The organism is Streptomyces sp. NPDC002577 (genome assembly GCF_053594815.1).
In genome coordinates this window covers 13,682-30,175 of record NZ_JBSFWK010000004.1, presented here as the reverse complement: position 1 = coordinate 30,175, position 16,494 = coordinate 13,682, and the positions used below count along the sequence as shown (strand labels likewise).

11 protein-coding genes are annotated in these 16,494 nt (G+C 71.2%); 5 read left to right on the top strand and 6 right to left on the bottom strand.

Annotated elements, in window-relative coordinates; translation table 11 throughout:
- Positions 1–136: 136 nt before the first annotated feature.
- The 3 genes from ACWD4J_RS07670 to ACWD4J_RS07660 form a co-directional block, all read right to left on the bottom strand.
- A complete protein-coding gene (locus ACWD4J_RS07670; RefSeq protein ID WP_451394399.1) occupies positions 137–1,702 on the bottom strand; it encodes a recombinase family protein in 1,566 nt (521 codons plus the stop codon).
- 146 nt (positions 1,703–1,848) lie between these two features.
- Positions 1,849–3,354 (bottom strand): protein phosphatase 2C domain-containing protein, encoded by a 1,506-nt coding sequence (locus tag ACWD4J_RS07665; RefSeq protein ID WP_451394398.1) that lies wholly within the window; start codon positions 3,352–3,354, stop codon positions 1,849–1,851.
- Positions 3,355–3,488: 134 nt separating this feature from the next.
- Positions 3,489–7,259 carry a S8 family peptidase gene (locus tag ACWD4J_RS07660; protein WP_451394397.1) on the bottom strand — a complete coding sequence of 1,257 codons (3,771 nt, stop codon included), beginning with the start codon at positions 7,257–7,259 and terminating at the stop codon, positions 3,489–3,491.
- A 198-nt stretch (positions 7,260–7,457) separates the two neighbouring features.
- Between ACWD4J_RS07660 and ACWD4J_RS07655 the strand changes: the two genes are divergently transcribed.
- The 3 genes from ACWD4J_RS07655 (at position 7,458) to ACWD4J_RS07645 (ending at position 9,535) form a co-directional block, all read left to right on the top strand.
- Entirely contained in the window at positions 7,458–8,459 is a 1,002-nt protein-coding gene (locus ACWD4J_RS07655) for a helix-turn-helix domain-containing protein (protein WP_451394396.1), read from the top strand.
- Between the two features lie 120 nt (positions 8,460–8,579).
- Complete coding sequence (locus ACWD4J_RS07650; protein WP_451394395.1) at positions 8,580–9,062, top strand: DUF456 domain-containing protein; 483 nt, start codon at positions 8,580–8,582, stop codon at positions 9,060–9,062.
- A gap of 89 nt (positions 9,063–9,151) precedes the next feature.
- Positions 9,152–9,535 (top strand): PPOX class F420-dependent oxidoreductase, encoded by a 384-nt coding sequence (locus ACWD4J_RS07645; RefSeq protein WP_451394394.1) that lies wholly within the window; start codon positions 9,152–9,154, stop codon positions 9,533–9,535.
- A 36-nt stretch (positions 9,536–9,571) separates the two neighbouring features.
- Here the strand turns inward: ACWD4J_RS07645 and ACWD4J_RS07640 are convergent, their stop codons facing one another.
- Positions 9,572–10,975 (bottom strand): AlkA N-terminal domain-containing protein, encoded by a 1,404-nt coding sequence (locus ACWD4J_RS07640; protein ID WP_451394393.1) that lies wholly within the window; start codon positions 10,973–10,975, stop codon positions 9,572–9,574.
- A gap of 111 nt (positions 10,976–11,086) precedes the next feature.
- Positions 11,087–12,247, bottom strand: a complete 1,161-nt coding sequence (gene rsgA / locus ACWD4J_RS07635) for a ribosome small subunit-dependent GTPase A (protein WP_451394392.1) — start codon at positions 12,245–12,247, stop codon at positions 11,087–11,089.
- Between the two features lie 356 nt (positions 12,248–12,603).
- Here rsgA and ACWD4J_RS07630 point away from each other — a divergent pair, with 356 nt between their 5' ends.
- Complete coding sequence (locus ACWD4J_RS07630) at positions 12,604–13,923, top strand: acyltransferase family protein (RefSeq protein WP_451394391.1); 1,320 nt, start codon at positions 12,604–12,606, stop codon at positions 13,921–13,923.
- A gap of 17 nt (positions 13,924–13,940) precedes the next feature.
- Here the strand turns inward: ACWD4J_RS07630 and ACWD4J_RS07625 are convergent, their stop codons facing one another.
- Entirely contained in the window at positions 13,941–14,078 is a 138-nt protein-coding gene (locus tag ACWD4J_RS07625; protein WP_451394390.1) for a hypothetical protein, read from the bottom strand.
- A 134-nt stretch (positions 14,079–14,212) separates the two neighbouring features.
- Between ACWD4J_RS07625 and ACWD4J_RS07620 the strand changes: the two genes are divergently transcribed.
- Positions 14,213–16,384: a SpoIIE family protein phosphatase gene (locus ACWD4J_RS07620; RefSeq protein WP_451394389.1), complete on the top strand. Its 2,172-nt coding sequence runs from the start codon at positions 14,213–14,215 to the stop codon at positions 16,382–16,384.
- Positions 16,385–16,494 lie beyond the last annotated feature (110 nt).

Sequence of the window (16,494 nt, the reverse complement as noted above, 5' to 3'; positions counted from 1 at the left end):
CGCGCCACTCTTCACGCTCCGCGTTCATCGATGAGCGGGCGGGGCGCTCACCGACGTCCACGAGGGGGCCAGACTGCGCGACGAGAGCCCCGGCAGGTCAGTCCAGGGCTCTCAACGGCGTCATCACGTCGTCACCTCAGAGGCTCGCCTGATGCCCCGTATCCTCCAAGGCATCCTGTCCCGGGTCGATGTGATGTGGCGTCACGAATTGCACACTCAGTCGCCCAGCGACGTCACGGGCGCCTCTGTACGTCTCCCCCACCGTCACGCGCATGCCGACGTCCAGCAGCATCTTGCGGCATTCTTCGACGTCGCCCCGGGCTTTGGCCTGCCTCCAGGAGTCCGCGTACGTGACGCCTGTTCGAACCTCCTCCGTGCGGGCCGGGATGATCGGCTGCGCCTCCAGTCGCTCCAGCTTGTCCGAGCGGCCCTGAAGCTGCCTGGCGACGGCGTCAGCGGCTGGGCCCCGCAGAGTGGTCAACCGCGCGGCCAGGGCGTCGACATCGAACCTCAGCTCTTTGATTTCCGCCGTGTGGTCCACGCCTGGAATGGTGATGATCTCCACGAGCTCCATTGCCCCGAACATGTCTAGGAACTGCTCTTGGACGTACGCGTCTACGGGCTCCGCCGTGACATACGCGGGCTTCCCGCAGGTGCGTCCGTGGGCTCGCGCAGCGCACCGGTACTGGCGCTTAGCCACCTTCCGGTTGGGGCCGGGTGCCATCCAGCCTTGGTACAGCCTGCCTTCGCAGGTGCCGCAGAAGAGGATGCCTAGCAGCGGGTGAGCGTCGCTCTTGTTGCGCTCTCCGGCCGGCTCCCGGGTGTCCATCTCCGCCTGCAGGCGACGCCACGTCTCGTCGTCGACAAGCGGTTCCCCCGCCAAGACGGGCTCTCCCACCTCGTCACGGACCGGCTCACCATCGAGCATCATCCACCCGCGGAGCGACGGCTGGCGAAGCAGGGAGCTGACCATTCCGGGGTTCCAGCGCGCGTTGGGGTCTATCTCGCGGGGCGGAGTAGCCACCATACGTCGGTGATTGGCCGGAGTGAGGCCGGGATGGTTGTTGTTCAGCCACGCCGCAATTACGTGGTAGCTCTTCTTCTTCAGAACGAGCGACACCATGTCGTCAACGATGGCTGCCGTCTCGTCGTGGCGTCCCAGCCACCACCCTTCATTCTCTTCCGGATGCGGTACGGGAATACGTCCGAAGGGAACTCGTCCACCCGACCAACGGCCAACATTGCGAAGATATTCGGCAGCTCCGGACGTGCGCTCCTGGATTGCGAGTACCTCCATCTGCGCCGCGAACGCGAGGATCATCAGAATCAGTTCTGACATGGGCGACGTCATGTCGAGTTCCAGGCGCCCCCCGCCCGGTCCTTCGGCAAAGATCAGCCGCTTCTTATGGTCCCGTGCCCAGCCCGCAAGCCACGCCATATCCCGCATACTGCGAACAGCACGGTCCAGGCGCCACCATGCGATGGCGTCGTATTCGTCAGGGCGCTCCAGCCAAGGGCCAAGCCCCGGACGGTCTTTGGGCGCCACCTTTGCCGCACTGACGTCGAGGTCGTCAGCCCAGTCGATTACCGTCCCCCCGATCGCATCCGCCATGACGTTGATCGCAACCTCCTGCCGATCGAACGACGTTGACGTGTCGGTTAGCCGACTGAGGCGCCTAGCGCCCAGTACGCGAGTCTGCATAGCTGCGAGCGTACCTACGCAGGTATCCCATGCAGGCGTTTCATACTGGATCCATTCCTTGCCGCGCAGCGCTTGCCCGACCCGGGACTTGATCCTCTCGGCGCACTCCGTGACCTTCGCGTGCGTCGCGCCGCACACGGGCCGGGTTACGCCTCCCACACGGCGGCGGCCGTACGGTCATCGGCGTAGCCCTTCACCCTGACCTGGGTGTCGGCGAGGAACGCGGCGAGTCCCGGCGGTTCGCCGTCCGCCCAGCGCGCCCTGAGGTGTTCGGCGAGGCGGGGTTCCCCGCGCAGGGGTTCGGCGAGGCCTCCGGTGCACAGCAGCAGCGTGTCACCCGGGCGGGCTACGGAGGCGCGGAACCGGAAGGGTTCGCGGGGCGGCTCGGGCGGGCTGTCGTAGGGGCTCGGCGGGGTGGTGATGCCCAGGTCCATGGTGAGCCGGTCGCCGTCCGGGGTCTCGTGCGGTGCGTCGGCGGGCGACTGCGGGGACGGCGAACCTCCCCCGGACTCCGGCCGGGGGGACCCCCATCCGACCACGGCGGCGCCCGTCGTCTCCGTCTCGCCGACGTGCGGCTCGATGTCCTGCCACTCGCCGCCGCGCAGCCGGAACAGACCGCCGCCGCCGACACCGAAGAAGACGCGCGTACGGCACTCGGGGTCGGCCGGGATCAGCAGGCAGCGCAGCGTCGCCGCGTACTCCTCGGGCTGGAGTCCGAGTTCGGTCGCGCTGGCGCGGAGCTTGCCGAGGCTGCGGTCGATGAGCCGGTGCAGCCCCGACTTGAGGTCGCCGCGGCGGGCGGCCCGGATGTCCTCGGCGAGCCGGACGTGGCTGCGTCCCACAGCCCGCCCGATCCAGTGGCAGGCGTCGGCCGCGGCCCGGTGCGCACCCGGCGTGGCGCGCGCGCCGGTGGCCATCGCGATCAGCACGAGCGCGTTCTCGCCCGTACCGAAGCGGGCGGTGAGCAGCGAGTCGCGGCGCGGCTCGCCCCGGAAGCGCGCGGAGTCGCCGCGCACCGAGGCGGCGCGCAGCGTGGAAGAGCCGTACCGGGCGCCGTCCAGGACGGTGTCGGCGACGAGGTCGTCGAGGTCGTCCGGATCGGCGGGCGGCAGCGCGGTGGGCTCGGCCTCGTAGGTGGGCGGGCCGTCGCCCACGTGGATCACGGTGGGGGGCGGCCCGGCAGGGACGGTGCCGGAGACTTCGGGGGCCGGTACGGGGGCTTCGCGGGGCGGGGGCTGGTGCGGCAACCGCGGGGAACGTATGTACGAGGAAGTCGGTTGTGGGGGTCCCGGGTCGGGTCGCTCTCCGGGCATCCTGGCGGCGGGAACGGACGCCGCGGCCCCGGGCGGTGCCGTCTGCCGCCCCGCCGGGACGTCCTTCGGCTCCGGCCACCCGGCGCCGTCCTCCGCCGGTTGTGCCTCGGCGCCCGGTCCGCGCGCGTCGGACAACTCGTCCGGCAACTCGTCCGGCACGGTGGGCATCCACGGTGCGTCCGACGGCGTGCCGGACCCCACCGTGCCCGCCGCCGAGACGAAGCGGTCCTCGAGGGTGTCGGCCGCGGCCGTGGGGCCCGTGTCCCCGGTGGAGTCGTCGTACAACTGCCCCCACCAGTCGTCCTCGTGACCGGTGTGCCTCTCCCCCTGATGGCTCATGCCCTTATTGTCCACAGCACGGGCTGTACGAAAACGGGGCATCCGGAAAATCCCGTACGCCCCCTGGCGCAAAGCCGCCGGACGGCCCCACCCCCCACGGGAGAACCGCCCGGCGGCGCCGGTGTGACCTGGGGCTACCGCACGTCGTAGGCCCTGGTCACGATCTGGGTGACGGAATTGCCGTTGGCGTCCGTCAGTTCGGCCTTCAGGGTGACCGGCTTCCCTGATGCGCCCGCGTGATTCACGGTCGCGGTCCAGGTGCCGTCCTCCTCGGCGGTCTTCGCCTCGGTCCAGGTCTGGCCGCCGTCGTAGGAGTACGACAGCTCGGCCGACGTGATGGCCCCGGGCGTGTAGCCCGCGTGGCCGGTGACGCCGAGGGTGATCCGCTGGCCGTCCTCGGCCGGCAGCGTCTTCATGCCGTCCTCGGGCAGTTCGTAGCGCGGGAAGAGGATCGGCAGCCCCTGTGAGTAGACGCTCTCGTCGAGCTTCGAGCGGAACTCCCAGGTCGTCTGCGTCATGGTGGAGCGCTTCCAGACGCGGCCGGGGGTGCCGAACTTGGCCGTGGTCAGGGTCATTTCATACGCGGCCTCTTCGGCCGGGACCTGCCAGACACCGGACGGGAAGGGGCTTGCCTCGGCCTCCTCGCCGTCGATCCGCAGCCGGATCGACCCGACGTCGCCGAAGCTGCCCTGCAGACCGGCGTGCTCGCTGTCGCCCCAGAAGGCGGGCGCGATGCCGATCAGGTTGCCCTGGCGTTCGGCGGCGAGCTCCTGCTTCCCCGTGTCGTCGAGCGGCGCGGTGGGCGCGAGGACCCCGCCGTACCAGCTCTCGGTGCGGCGCTCCCCCGCCTCGTACGTGTGCTGCGTGCCCAGCATGAACTCGCCCCAGGGGAAGCTGCTGCACACATACTGCGAGAACGCGGTGTCCCCCGCCGTGTAGTACTCGGTACGCGTGCCGGGCACGGCGACCAGGTCGTACACCGGGGTCACGAGGACATCCGCGTCGGGGCGGTGCGCGGTGACACCGTCCAGGTAGTCCGTGGCGACGCCCATCGCGTGGTACGTGGCCTCGGTGCGGCCGAGCTTGGAGTCGCGCACCCGGTAGGTGCGGTCGGAGTTGAGAGGTGCTTCCTCGGGGAAGGCGAGGTTGTAGACGTACGGACTGGCCGCCGTGCCCTGCCACGTGACGGTGACCGGGCCGGAGGCCAGCCGTTCGAGCACGGCCTGGGCCTCGTCCGCCGGGAGCGCCAGGACGGGCAGGGCGCCGTTGGTGAAGCCGACGGACGGGTACCAGCGGACCGTGGAAGAGTGGTGTCCGATGACGGCGATGGCTCCGGCCGTCTTGGCGTTCTGCGCCTGCTGGTAGAGGTACGTGTCGTCGTCCGCCACCTCGACCAGCGCGATCTTGCCCTTGACGTTCGCGGCGGCGAACTCGGCCGCCGTGCCGCTGCCCGCATCGACGACCTCGGCCGAGCCGGTGCCGTCGAGGTTGACCGAGCCCGTGCTCGCGGTGACCGGGTGCAGCTCCGGGCCGCCCTCGATCGAGAAGGAGTCGATCTGCGGGGCGTAGCGGCGCCAGTAGCTGCCGAACTCGAAGTCGCCGTCGTGGGCGCGGCCTTCGACGGCTGCGTAGTAGCCCTTGACCTGCCGGCTGCCGCTCATGGAGCCGGCGTGCAGCCAGATGTCGTCCCAGGAGCGGGAGAAGGCGAGGGTGGCGGTGCGGTCCTCGGTCGGCTGGTCGGTCTGCACCGTCAGCCGGTGCGCCTCGCGGGCGTCGAGGACGACGGTGGTGTCCTTGGTCAGCTCGAACTGCGGACGGGCGAGGTAGGCGAGGGAGTTCACGAGGGTTCCGTCGCTGTCCGAGGTCGCGACGAAGGCGGAGAGGAAGTAGCTGCCGGGGCGGAGCTCGTACGTCTGGTCGGCGGCGCCCTCGTTGTAGCGGCGCTCGCCGGTGGCGTCGTCCGTGCCGATCACATCGAGGGACGAGACACCGGAGGCGGGTTCACCGAGCCGGTCCACGAGCTTGACGCGGAGGCTGACGGTCTCCGGCTGGACGTACAGCGAGAAGGGCGTGGAGACGGTGACACCGTCGGCCTCCGCGATCACCCGGCCGGTGACGTCCCCGTACTGGCTGCGCGCCAGGTGCGCGGACGGGTCCAGGGTCAGCGGGACCTTGACGGTCTCGCCGGCCGGCACGGTGACGGAGTGCTGCCCGAGCCTGGCCACGGACGAGGCGACCTTCGATCCGTCGTTGCCGGTGACTCCTGCGACGGAGAGGTCCAGGGTGACGGGCTCGTCCGAGGTGTTGGTGTAGGGGACGTCGACGGTGGTGCGGTCGCTGCTGCTCTGCGGCCAGTCGAACGTGCCGCCCTGGACGGCAGGGGCGCCGAGGACGGTCTGGTCGATGGCGGCCTTGACGTCGAGGCGTCCGCCGCCGGTCTCGCGTACGTCGCCGGGGATGCCGCTGTCGGCGGAGGAGACCAGCGCGGCCTTGAGCTGCTGCGGGCTCCAGTCGGGGTGGCGCTGCTTGAGGATCGCGGCGGCGCCCGCGACGTGCGGGGTCGCCATCGACGTACCGGACATCGACCGGTAGGCGTACACGCCGCGTCCGCCGGCCGCCGCCGCGGAGATGGCGACGCCGGGAGCGGCGATCTCGGGCTTGAGGGTGTGCGTGTACGGCGCCGGGCCGGGGCTGGAGAAGGAGGCGGTGGAGTCGTCGCGGTCGACGGCGCCGACGGTCAGCACACTGGGCGTGCAGCCGGGCGACGAGACCATGTTGAGGGCGGGGCCGGAGTTCCCGGCCGCCACCACGAACAACGTGTCGGAGCTGCTGGCGAGTTCCTCGGCCGCCATGCTCATCGGGTCCGTGCAGTCGGTGGGCTCGGAGCTGCCGAGGCTCATCGAGACGACGTCGGCCTTCTGGTCGACGGCCCACTGCATGCCGGCGATGATCCAGGACGTCTCGCCGTAGCCGTAGTCGTCGAGGACCTTCCCGGCGAGCAGCCGGGTGCCGGGCGCGACGCCCTTCTTCTTGCCGTCGCTCGCCGCGCCGGAGCCGCCCACCGTGGACGTGGTGTGGGTGCCGTGGCCCTGGAGGTCGTCGGTGGTGTCCGAGTCGGTGAAGTTCTTGGCCTCGGCGATACGGTTCTTCAGATCCGGGTGGTCCGCGTCGACCCCGGTGTCGAGGACGGCGACCGTCGTGCCCTCGCCGTCATAACCGGCGGCCCATGCCTCAGGAGCGTTGACCTGCTTCGTCGAGCGGTCGAGGGTGGCCTCCACCTTGGCGTCCAGCCACAGCTTCTTCAGGTCGCCGGCCGCGCGGGAGCGGGAGTTCGTGACGTCGGCCCAGAAGTCGGCCGCCTTCTCCTTGTCGGCCTTCAGCGCGACACCGCCGACTGCGGCCAGGACCCGCTTGCGCTCGGCGCCGCGCGGGGCCGCGGGCGCGCTGCGAGCGACGTCGACGGACGTGTCGTACGTCGCGATGAGCGGCACCTGGTCGGTGTGCGCGTCGTCGTAGCCCTGACGCACCAGGCCGGTGACATTGAAGAGCTGCTCGTCGGCCTTGCCGGAGGCGATCGCGGGGATGGCGGACTCGGGATAGACGTACAGGTCGTCGCCCGACTGGCGGGTCTGTACGAGGGGTTGGGTGCCGTCCTCGCGCGGCAGCACCGTGGCGGTGCTGCGGCCTTCCTTGTCCGTGATGACGACGACCCGGTCGCCGGTGACCAGGGTGACGGTGGCCTGTCGGGTCCCGTCACCCTGCCCTGCCGCCGCCGGGCTGCCGACCAGGGGTCTCGTCTCGTCGGCCGCGCCGTCCCGGGGTTGTGCCCCTGACGGTGCGACCGCCGTGACGGCCAGCACTGCGGTGATCGCCGCCGTCACTGCCGTACGCCGTATCGAGCGCATCGCTCTCCCAAATCTTCCGAATCCGCCCAGGTCAGGCATGTCAAATCCGCAATACACGGCGGGTGTTGGTACTGCGGTGGCGCCACCTTGGCAGAGGGACGGGTGGTGCGGCGATGATGTCCGTGGGCGGGTTTGCGCCGTGGCTGTTTCCCGCCACCGCGCCCGCCGGAGTCGATACCTGGGGAGGGGCATCGCCGCATGCTGGCTGTGATAGGTCTGGACGAGATGCACGAATCGGCGTACCGCGCACTCGTGTCGGTGGGGGCGGCCGAAGTGCCCGATCTCGCACGGCGGTTGACGCTGGGCGAGTACGACACGGAGCGCGCGCTGCGCCGCCTGGAGCGCCACGGCCTGGCCGCGCAGTCGTCGGCACGGCCGGGACGCTGGGTGGCGGCGCCACCCGGAGTCGCGCTCGGTGCGCTCCTCACCCAGCAGCGGCACGAACTGGAGAAGGCGGAGCTGGCGGCGGCGCTGCTCGCCGAGGAGTACCGCGCCCAGGCCGCCGAGCCCGCGGTGCACGATCTGGTGGAGGTGGTCATCGGCGCGGCGGCCGTATCGCAGCGCTTCCTGCAGTTGCAGCTCGGCGCGAGCGAGGAGGTCTGTGCGCTCGTGACCGGCAAACCGATCGCGGTCTCCGGCGTGGACAACGACGCGGAGGAACAGGCCGCCAACCGGGGTGTCTCCTACCGCGTGGTGATCGAGCGGGAGGTGCTGTCCCTGCCCACCGGGCTCACCGAGCTGTCAGCCGCGCTCGGCCGCGACGAGCAGGTACGGGTCGTGGAGGGGGTGCCGACGAAGCTGGTCATCGCCGACCGGTCGACCGCGATGGTGCCGCTCACCTCACGGGCCGCCGAGCCCGCCGCGGTCGTGGTCCACGCGAGCGGGCTGCTGGAGTCGCTGACCGGCCTGTTCGAGGTGGTGTGGCGGGAGGCGCTGCCGCTGCGCCTGGGCGAGGACGGCGAGGCGACCGAGGAGAAGCCGGACGCGCCCGACGGCACCGACCTGGAGATCCTCTCGCTGCTGCTGGCCGGACTGACCGATGCGAGCGTCGCCAAACAGCTCGACCTGGGCCTGCGCACGGTGCAGCGTCGGGTGAAGCGGCTGATGGAGCTGGCGGGCGTGACCACCCGGCTGCAGCTGGGCTGGCACGCGTACGAGCGGGGGTGGGTGGCACGGCATGCGCGGGTGACGCAGGACTGACCGGCGCCGACTGACCGGCGCTGACCGAAACCGACCGAATCGGCTCGGGTGCGGGATCACGCGGACGCGACACGACGAGCGAGACCTGCAGGTCCGTCCGGTCTCCGGCACGCTGGGCAGATGGGAGTCTGGGAGCTCCTGCTGGTCGGCGTCGTGATGCTGCTCGGCCTGTGGGGAGTGCTGGTGCCCGGGGTGCCGGGATCGTGGCTGGTGTGGGCCGCGTTGCTGTGGTGGGCGTTGCTGGATCCCACGGGCCTCGCCTGGGCCGTGCTCGTGGGCGCGACCCTGGTACTGCTGGTGTCCCAGGCCGTCCGCTGGCAGCTGCCGCCCCGCCGGCTCGTCCGGCGGGGCGGCACACACCGGATCGCGGTGTGGGCGGGGGCGGGAGCCCTCGTCGGGTTCGTCGTGGTGCCGGTGATCGGCGCCGTCCCCGGCTTCGTCGGCGGGATCTATCTGTCGGAGCGGCTGCGGCTCGGCCGGCACGGCGACGCACTGTCCGCCACGCGTACGGCGATGCGGTCGGGCGGCTGGAGCGTACTGACGGAACTCTTCGCGTGCCTGCTGATCCTGGGCGCGTGGATCGGGGCGGTCATCTGGGGCTGAGGCTCGGGGCGGTCGTCTGGGGCCGAGGGCTCGGGGCGTAGGTCCATGAGCCGATGCGGGGCCGCCTGGGCGCGTGTTTGGCTGAGGCCATGACCGAATTCAGCTTCAGCGAGGCCGAGCGCACGTATCTGCGGTCACAGCGGCTGGGCCGCATGGCCACGGTCGACCCCGGTGGGCAGCCGCAGGCGAACCCCGTCGGGTTCTTCCCCCAGGACGACGGCACGATCCTGATCGGCGGCTACGCAATGGGTACGACCAAGAAGTGGCGGAACCTGCAGGCGAACCCCAAGGTGGCACTCGTGGTCGACGACATCGCGAGCCTCAATCCGTGGCGCGTGCGGGGCGTGGAGATCCGGGGCGAGGCGGAGCTGCTGACGGGACCGCACCACCTGGGATCTCACCTCAGCGAGGAGCTCATCCGCATCCACCCGAAGAGGGTGCACAGCTGGGGGCTGGACGGACCGGCAGGCTGAGACGTGACCGCTGGGCCGCCGCCTGAGACGTGACCGTCACATACCGCTGCCCGTCAAGTCCCGCTCGGCCCCGAGGTGTTGGCAGGCGTACGTGCGCCATGGCCGCCATGCGTCCGGTACCGGCTCATCGGCCAGGGCCACGTCCGGGTCGCCGAGGGCGCGCATCCGGATGAGGGCGACGGTGCGGGCGTCCATGCCGGGCAGGGCGAGCAGCGCCCGGGCGGCGTCGTCCCGGTCGGCGCCGGCGTCGAGACGGACGGTTCCGTCGGCGAGGGCGGAGGCCAGCGCGCCCAGGGTGCCGCCCTCCGCCCCGGCGAGTACGCCCGGTTCGGGGAACACATGGGTGAGCGTGCCTGAGGGTGTGTCGAGCACCTTGCCGTACTGCTGCACGAGCCGCTCGGCCTCTCCCCGCCCGGCCAGCGTACGCACGGCGAACTCCGCGGGATCCGCGGCACCGGGCGAGCGCAGCCCCGGCCGCGCGGCGACCAGGGGGCCGAGCCGGGGGTCTGCGCCGAGCCGCTCGTCGACGGCGTACGGGTCGGCGTCCAGGTCGAACAGGCGCCGCAGCCGCTGCACGGCGGTGGTCAGATCCCGGAGGTCGGTCAGGTGCAGCCGCGCCGGGAGCCAGCCGCCGCGGGCGGCGACGGCCCTGCGCCCGGGGATCCTCTCGTCGACGGCCACGACGCCGGTGCCGTACGGCAGGCGCAGGGTGCGCCGGTAGACCCGCGCACCGGGGCTTCCCGAGACCTCCTCCACACCCGGGACAATCTCGCGTGCGAGCGTGTCGAACACGGCTCCTGCCTGGTACGGGCCGCGGTAGGCGAGCCGCAGTGGAACGCCCGCGGAGGGCGTGGCCGCCTGTCGTACGGATGTGCCGCGGCGGCGGCCCTCGGCACGCAGCTCGGTCGGTGTGGCGGCGTAGGCGCCGCGGATCGTGTCGTTGAACTGCCGGATGCTGGCGAAGCCCGCGGCGAAGGCGATCTCGGTGACCGGCAGCCCGGTGGTCTGGAGCAGGACCCGCGCCGTGTGCGCCCGCTGTGCGCGGGCGAGCGCGACGGGGCCCGCACCGACCTCGGCGGTGAGCTGGCGCTGCACCTGGCGGGCGCTGTAGCCGAGGTGCTCGGCGAGCCCGCCGACGCCCTCGCGGTCGACGACGCCGTCGGCGATCAGCCGCATCGCGCGGCCGACCACGTCGGCGCGCACGTTCCACTCGGCGGAGCCGGGCACCGCGTCCGGGCGGCAGCGTCTGCAGGCCCGGAATCCGGCGCTCTGGGCGGCGGCCGCGGTGGCGTAGAAGCGGACGTTCTGCCGCTTCGGCGTCACGGCGGGGCAGCTCGGGCGGCAGTAGATCCCGGTCGTCTCGACGGCGAAGAAGAACTCCCCGTCGAAGCGGCCGTCGCGGCTGCACACCGCCTCGTACCTGGTTTCTTCATCGGTCACGTCATCCAGTGTGGGGGCGGCCGGCCGCGGGCGGCTGGCGGGAATCGGACGTGACGTTCTGCCTCCCGGGGGCAGGGCGCGGACGGCGCGCCCTGCCCCCAGCGGCGAGGCTCAGCGCAGGCGCCCCCGCTTCGCCTCCATCGCCGCGCGCCCCTCCGCCCCCTTCCGTTTCCAGTCGCGGCGGATCTCGGCGCGCAGCCGTGCGTCCGTCCTGGCGGCGATGCGCTGGTTCTCGCGCAGCAGCTTGCGGTAGCTGTCGAGGCGGCGCTCGGACAGCGTGCCGTCCTCGAGGGCCGCGAGCACGGCGCAGCCGGGTTCGGCGATGTGCGCGCAGTCGTGGAACCGGCAGTTCCCGGCGAGTTCCTCGATCTCCGTGAACACCTGCCCGACGCCGGCCTCGGCGTCCCACAGGCCCACGCCGCGCAGCCCTGGTGTATCGATGAGGACCCCGCCGCCCGGCAGCACGAGCAGATTGCGGGTGGTCGTGGTGTGCCGGCCCTTGCCGTCGGCGTCGCGGATGGCCTGCACCTCCATCACGTCGTCGCCGAGGAGCGCGTTGGCGAGCGTCGACTTGCCCGCACCCGACTGCCCGAGCAGCACACTCGTGCCGCCCGAGACCACGGCGGCGAGCACCTCGACGCCGTCGCCGGTCGCGGAGCTGACCGGCAGCACCTGCACCCCCGGAGCGGTGGCCTCCACGTCCTGGACGAGATACGCGAGCGTCACCGGGTCCGGCACCAGGTCGGCCTTGGTGAGGACAACGAGGGGCTGGGCGCCGGACTCCCAGGAGAGTGCCGGCTCATGCAGCAGTGCCTCACCGCTCGAACAGGACATGGCAAGCGCCAGGAACCGCTCGATCCGCCCGAGGTCCAGTTCGGCCGCGAGCGACACGCAGATGATGTTGTGATCGATGTTGGTGGCCAGCACCTGGCCCTCGGACCGCTTCGACGACGTCGAGCGCACGAAGGCGGTGCGGCGCGGCAGCAGTGTCCGCACGTACCGCGGGTCGCTGCCTTCAGGGTCCACGGCGACCCAGTCCCCCGTGCACACCACCTTCATCGGGTCACGGGGAACGACGAACTCGGTGTCGGCGCGGACGATGCCGGCCGGGGTGACGACGTCGCACAGGCCACGGTCGACCCGCACGACACGACCGGGCAGGAGACCCTGCCCGGCATACGGAGCGAACTCCGCTTCCCATCCCTCGTCCCACCCGTAGGAGGCCAGAGGGTGCGACGAAGCGGAAGAAGCCGAAAGAGAAGAGAGATTCAAGGGAAACCCTTCACAGGGCGGCCCCGGCCGCGCGCACTCGCAGGCGCGAAGAAGACAGGAAAGATCAGCCGGAGACCACGGAGGTGGAGTGGATGAACTTCTGGTTGCGGGCAGCGCCCATCACAAAGACAGCCATCGGTCACACCTCCCGTTCCTCACTCGGCCGACTGCGGCGGCCAACAGCCGCCGCGAGAAAGCACGCCCAACATAGAGGCGCGCACGCTCAGGCGCCACCGCATTTCCGTCCGTGTCGCCTGCACGGCCTCGCCTGCGGGCGATGTCGTACCGGGCACGGAATGATTGCGGCTTGGGCTTCCCGGCACGATGGCGCCAGGGCTGCGCCAGCATGACGGCCCATGAGCAGAGACCGCTACGTCGACTTCCTGCGCGCGTGGGCGATCATGCTGGTGGTCCTCGGCCACTGGCTGATCACAGCCCTGGTCCGGGAGCCCGGTGGAAAGATCGCCGCCCCGGAGCTGTTGGCGACCGTTCCCTGGACCCAGTGGTTGACCCTCGCGTTCCAGATCATGCCGCTGTTCTTCTTGGCCGGGGGCCATGGCGCGGGCGGTTCCTGGTCGCGCGCCATGGCGGCTGGGGATACGGCCGCCGGGTGGCTGGGGCGGCGGGCGCTGCGGCTGCTTCTTCCGGCGGGCGTCTACAGCGGTCTGGTGCTTCTCGCCGTCGGTATCTGTTCGGTGGCCGGCGTGGACGCGGGCACGCTTGCGCTGGTGGGATGGGCGATGGCGATGCAGTTCTGGTTCCTTCCGGTGTATCTGCTGCTCAGCGCCCTGACGCCGCCGCTGTATGCGGCGCACCGGCGCTGGGGACTCCTCGCCCCGCTGTCGACGGGGGCATGTGCCCTGGCAGTCGACGTGCTCGTGGTGACGGTGCACGCGCCGTATGTCGGACTGCTCAACTACGTGCTCGTGTGGGGTGTCGCCTATCAACTGGGCTTCTGCTGGCGGGACGGTCTGCTGACCAGGCGTCGGCTCGTGCCGCTGGTGATGGCGGCGGGCGGCGGGGCGGCCTTTGCCGCGCTCGTGGCCCTGGGGCCGTTCCCGGTCAGCCTGATCCTGGTAACCGGGCAAACTCCCAGCAACACCAATCCGCCGTCGGCTGCGATGCTGGCGTGGGTTGTGGCCCAGGTCGGGCTGTGCCTCCTCGCCGCGCCGCCGGTGCGGCAACTGCTGGACCGGGATCGGGTATGGCGCGTGGTCCACCCCGTGAGCGCGGCCGGCATGACGCTGTATCTGTGGCACATGCTGCCGGTGCTGGCCGTCGCCGCCGCGTTCTACCTGACCGGCCTCGCGCCCGAGCCGGCCCTCGGGTCCGCTGCATGGTGGGGGCTGCGAGTGCCGTGGCTGCTGGTGCTCGGCGTCGTCCTGGCCGGCGTCGTGTCCGCGCTCGGGCCACTGGAACGCGGGCTGGTCGTGCTGTACGAACGGACCAGCCCGAACGCCGGCCTGCGCCACGCCTGGCCGCTGTGGCTCGGCCTGGCCATGAACGTCGCCGCTCTGGGCCGCTTGGCCGTGCAGGGCTTCGCGCCGGGCGGCCGGCTCCCCGTGCTGCCGGCGATCGGCCTGGCGCTGGGCACGGCGCTGGTGATGCTTACTCGGTGGACGGCGGCACGCCGGCTCGAGCAGCCCGAGGCGGTTCGGGCTCCGGACCGTGTGTGAAGGCGGCCAGTCGAACGTCACGTCCTCACGGAGGAGGGGCAGCGACCGCCGTCGGACACCTGGACGACGGACTCGACATGCCGCTCCGTAGCGATGGTGTCGCCGTCGGCCACGGTGATCGGGGACGCCTCGACGGTCACGTCCTTGCTGATCACCAGCTCGATGCACGGCTGTCGGAGATGTTCATGGCCGTGGACGAGCGCTCGACACCCGGTTGACCCGGCTGCGGCCTGGGAACAGCGGAAACGTGTGTCAGAGTGGAGGAGTGAGACAGGAGAGGGTGCCTGTCATGTCCACATATTTCGAACCTCGCAGTTCGGCCACGGCCCACTCCGTCACCGTCTACCGACGGAACGAAGAGTACGCGGACCTGTTCGACCAAGCCCCGGTGATCTTCGCTGCGCTCAGTGGCCCGAGACATCTGCTGGAGGCGGCGAACTCAGCGTTCTTCGAGACTGTCGGGTGCGACCGCGGCCGCGTCGGCGAGCCGATCGCAGAGGTGGTTCCGGAACTGGCTCCGCAGGGTGTCCTCGACCGGTTCGATGAGGTCTACCGCACCGGCGTCGCCTACCGGGCCCGAGACGGGCGGCTCCTGCTGGGCGGGCCGGACAGGCAGCGGGAAGGGTTCTTCGATTTCACCTACGAGCCCCGCCGGGATGCGGTCGGCCGGACAGACGGGGTCGTGGTGATCGCGGTCGAGACCACCGCTTACCACCACGCCCATCTACTGGCCGCCGAGCAGCGCGTGCTGCTGGAGCAGATCGCACGCGACGCCCCGCTGGACGAGATCCTTTTCCGCATGGCCACGGCCATCGAGGCACTCTCCCCGGACATGATCGTCTCGGTACTGCTCGTCGACGCCGACGGACAGCGCCTGCGGCACGGCACCGCCCCGCGCCTGCCCGACTTCTACAACGAGGCGATCGACGGGACGCCCATCGCTGAGGGCGCCGGCTCGTGCGGCACGGCCGCCTACCGGCGCCGGCCGGTGACCGTCACCGACATCGCCACCGATCCCCTGTGGCAGGACTACCGCGAATTGGCGTCGCGGGCCGGGGTAGCGGCGTGCTGGTCCACGCCGATCCAGGACGCGGACGGCCGGCTGCTGGGCACCTTCGCGATGTACCACCGCACCCCCAAGGCTCCCGCGGACAACGATGTGGCGCTCAGCGCGGCGTTCGCCCGCATTGCCGCACTGGCCGTCGAACGCCACTCCGCGGTGGAGGCGAGCCACGCCGCCCAGGAGCGCGAGAGGGCAGCCCATGAGGATCTGGCGTTCCTGCTGGAAGCCAGCACCGCCATCACACGCGAGACACACTATTCCGACAGCTTGCAGCGCATGGCGCGACTGACCGTTCCGGCTCTGGCGCCGCTGTGTTCCGTCCACGTGGTCGAGCACGGCCGGGCGCAGCGTATCGCCATCGCTGCGTCGACCAGGGACGGGGAAGAGCTCCTCTCTTCCCGCGCACTGCGTGACGAGGTCGACGCCGCGGTTGCCCGCGTACTGACCTCCGGCACCACCGAGACCGCCCACACCGGCGGCCGCCGCGAGCAGCTCGGCGTCACAGGTTACGTGTGCGTGCCACTGGCCATCCGGGGCCGCGCCTTCGGTGTGCTGACTCTCCTGGCCACCGACCTGCCCCTGGGCGACCGCACGACCGCCCTGGCGCAGGAACTCGCCCGCCGGGCTGCTTCGAGTGCCGACAACGCCCACCAGTTCACCGACCGCGTCCGGCTGGCCCGCGATCTGCAGGCATGCCTGCTGCCTCCCGAATTGCCCAGGATTCCCGGCGCCACCCTGGCGGCCTCGTACCATCCGGCAGGTGCAGGACTCGACGTCGGCGGCGACTTCTACGACGTCTTCCCGCTGCCCGACGACCGCTGGGCGCTCATGATCGGCGATGTGTCCGGGCGCGGCGCGCTGGCCGCCACGACCACCGGCATCGTCCGCCACACCGCACGCGCCGCCGCCCGTCTCCTGAACGACCCGGCGGCGGTGGTCGCCGCCATCAACGACGCGTTGATGGGGAGCACCGCCGATGAGGACCAGTTCGTTTCGCTCGCTTACGGTGAGCTGCGGCACACCCCGTCCCACCTCGCGCTGAACCTGATCCGAGCCGGCCACGTCCCGCCGCTCGTGCGCCGCACCGACGGCACGGTCATGGAACTCGCCGAACCAGGCCTGCTGTTGGGCATCAATCCCGACCCCGGCTTCTGTCCGTGCGGCATCGAACTGCACCCTGGCGACAGCCTGGTCCTGGTCACCGACGGCATCACCGAGGCTCGTTCGGCCGACGGCGAGTTCTTCGGAGAGGACCGCTTGGCCGACGCGCTTGCCGCCGTCCGGACCACCACGCCCACCGCCGCCGCCCTCATCGAGTCCGTCACCGCCGCAGTCACCACGTTCGCAGGCAATGCCACCCTCGACGACCAGGCCGCACTGGTTGTCACCGCCACCTGATGGTCCATCGAGGTCCAGGGCGATGCCGACGAGCTGTTTGTGGGACGGCATCACGGTGTCGCGCCCACTGAGGCCCTCGAGGCCGCGCTCACAGGGCCGCACCGGCCCTG